This window comes from Pseudomonas sp. TNT3, assembly GCF_010095445.2.
Lineage (GTDB): Bacteria > Pseudomonadota > Gammaproteobacteria > Pseudomonadales > Pseudomonadaceae > Aquipseudomonas.
This window is the reverse complement of sequence record NZ_WFGV02000122.1, coordinates 1-2,635: the sequence shown is the minus strand read 5'-3', so window position 1 is coordinate 2,635 and position 2,635 is coordinate 1. Positions and strand designations below refer to the sequence as shown.

Annotated in this window: 2 protein-coding genes; both read left to right on the top strand. The window is 64.9% G+C overall.

Features of this window, described 5'->3' with window-relative positions; translation table 11 throughout:
* Positions 1–1,085 (top strand): efflux RND transporter periplasmic adaptor subunit (locus GBC55_RS29615; RefSeq protein WP_247267074.1); only part of this gene is annotated, 1,085 nt, incomplete at its 5' end.
* Positions 1,082–2,635, top strand: a 1,554-nt coding sequence (locus tag GBC55_RS29610; RefSeq protein WP_247267073.1) for an efflux RND transporter permease subunit, incomplete at its 3' end; no start/stop codon positions are given. The genes GBC55_RS29615 and GBC55_RS29610, both read left to right, overlap by 4 nt.

The following is a 2,635-nucleotide window of genomic DNA, read 5'->3' as shown; positions in this document are numbered from 1 at the left end:
CGGCCGAGGCCGCCAGGCCGCCTGGCGTGCCGGTGGCCGAGGTGGTTGCGCAGCCGGTGACTCCGTTTGTTGAATACACCGGTTCGTTGACCGCGATTGATCAGGTTGAGCTGCGTCCGCGTGTTAGTGGTTACCTGCAAAGTGTCAGCGTGCCTGAGGGGCAATCGGTGGCCAGGGGCAGTCTTTTATTTGTGATTGACCCTCGGGAGTTCCAGGCTGCACTGAACGCTGCAAAGGGGCGTTTGCGTGAGGCTGAGGCCAACGCGTTGCTGGCCCAGGCCGAGCATGGCCGGGCCGAGCAACTGTTCGCCAAAAAAGTGGTGGCGCGGGATCGTCTCGACACCGCCATCGCCTCGCTGAGTGCCGGCAGGGCTCAGGTCGATGCCGCCAAAGCCGCGCTGGACGCCGCACAACTGGACTTGAGCTACACCCGCGTTACCGCACCCATCAGCGGCCGCGTCGACCGTGCCCTTGTCACCGAGGGCAATTACGTCACCCGTGGAGTGACGCCGCTGACGACGATCGTCTCCATCGACCCCTTGCATGTGTATTTCGATGTCGACGAACGCACCTATCTGCGCTCGCTTGCCGCGACTCGGGCGGTTGCCGCGTCGAAAGGGGAGAAGGCCGCCAAGGTCATGGTGGCGATGCTCGACGATGCGAGTTATGCGCGGGCCGGGCGGGTGGACTTCCTGGCGAACGCAGCTGATCGCAAGACCGGCACCGTGCGCGCGCGTGCTGTGGTCGACAACCCGGATGGGCGCCTGACGCCCGGGCTGTTCGCCAAGGTCAAGCTGGACACCGGCGCGCCGCAACCCCGGGTGTTGGTGGCCGACCAATCCATTGGCACTGACCAGGGCCGCCGCTATGTGCTGGTGGTTGGCGCCGGTGACAAGACCGAGTATCGCCCCGTCGAGCTCGGGCCGATGGCCAACGGTTTGCGAGTGATTGAGCAGGGCCTGCAACCGGGGGAACGCATTGTCGTCAAGGGACTGGTGCGCCCGGGCATGCAGGTGACACCGCTGGCCGCCAACATTGAGGGGGCGCTGCTGGAGGCGCCGCTGGTTCTGGGGGGCGTGCAATGAACTTCCCACGCTTTTTCATTGACCGGCCGATCTTCGCCATCGTGCTGTCGGTGTTGATGATGATCGCCGGTATCGTGGCCTTCTTTCATTTGCCGCTCAGCGAATACCCTGCCGTGACGCCGCCCACCGTGCAAGTGACCGCTTCCTATCCGGGCGCCAACCCGCAGGTGATCGCCGAAACGGTAGCGGCGCCCCTTGAACAGGTGATCACCGGGGTCGAGGGCATGCTGTACATGACGTCGCAATCGGCGACCGATGGCCGCATGATCCTGACCGCGACGTTTGCCCAGGGTACGAACGCGGACATGGCGCAGATTCAGGTGCAAAACCGCGTCTCGCGAGCCCTGCCGCGCTTGCCCGAAGAGGTCCAGCGCCTGGGCGTGGTGACGCAGAAGACGTCCCCGGACATCCTCATGGTGGTCCATCTGCTGTCACCGGACCAACGTTATGATCCGCTCTACATCTCCAACTATGCCTACCTCCAGGTGCGCGACGAGCTGTCGCGGATTCCGGGAATCAACGACGTGCTGGTGTGGGGGGCGGGCGAGTACAGCATGCGGCTGTGGCTCGACCCGGACCTGATCGCCGCGCGTGGCTTGACCGCAGGCGATGTGATTACGGCGGTGCGTGAGCAGAACGTGCAAGTGGCGGCCGGCTCGGTCGGCCAGGCGCCTGATTCCAGCGCGGCATTCCAGGTCACGGTCAATACCCTCGGACGCCTGACGGACGAGGAGCAATTCGGCGACATCATCATCCGCACCGGCGATAACGGCCAGGTGACGCGTCTGCGTGATGTGGCCCGTATCGAAATGGGAGCCGATGCCTACGCGCTGCGCAGCCTGTTGGACGGCGAACCGGCCGTTGCCTTGCAGATCATCCAGAGCCCGGGCGCCAACGCGCTCGATGTGGCGCAGGCGGTGCGCGATACCATGCGGCGCCTGGAGGCCAACTTCCCCGAGGGGCTGGTGTCGCGGATTGCCTATGACCCGACCGTGTTTGTGCGCGCATCGCTGGAGTCAGTGGCCATCACCCTGATGGAAGCGATCCTGCTGGTGGTCCTCGTGGTGGTGGTGTTCCTGCGTAACTGGCGCGCGTCGCTGATCCCGTTGATGGCTGTGCCGGTGTCCATCGTAGGCACCTTCGCCGTCATGCACCTGATGGGTTTTTCCCTCAATACCCTGTCGTTGTTCGGCCTGGTGCTGTCCATCGGGATCGTGGTCGACGATGCCATCGTGGTGGTCGAGAACGTCGAGCGGCATATCGAGAACGGCGAGGAGCCTGCGCAGGCAGCGCGGCGAGCGATGGGCGAGGTCACCGGACCGATCATTGCGATCACCTCGGTACTCGCTGCCGTGTTCATCCCCACGGCGTTCCTCAGTGGCCTGCAAGGCGAGTTCTACAGGCAGTTCGCGCTGACCATCGCGATTTCCACGATCCTCTCGGCGGTCAACTCCTTGACCCTCAGCCCGGCACTGGCCGGACTGTTGTTGCGCCCGCGCGGCGCAGCGGTGGTGCATGACCCGCGCAGCCTGCGTGGACGCGCCGCGTAC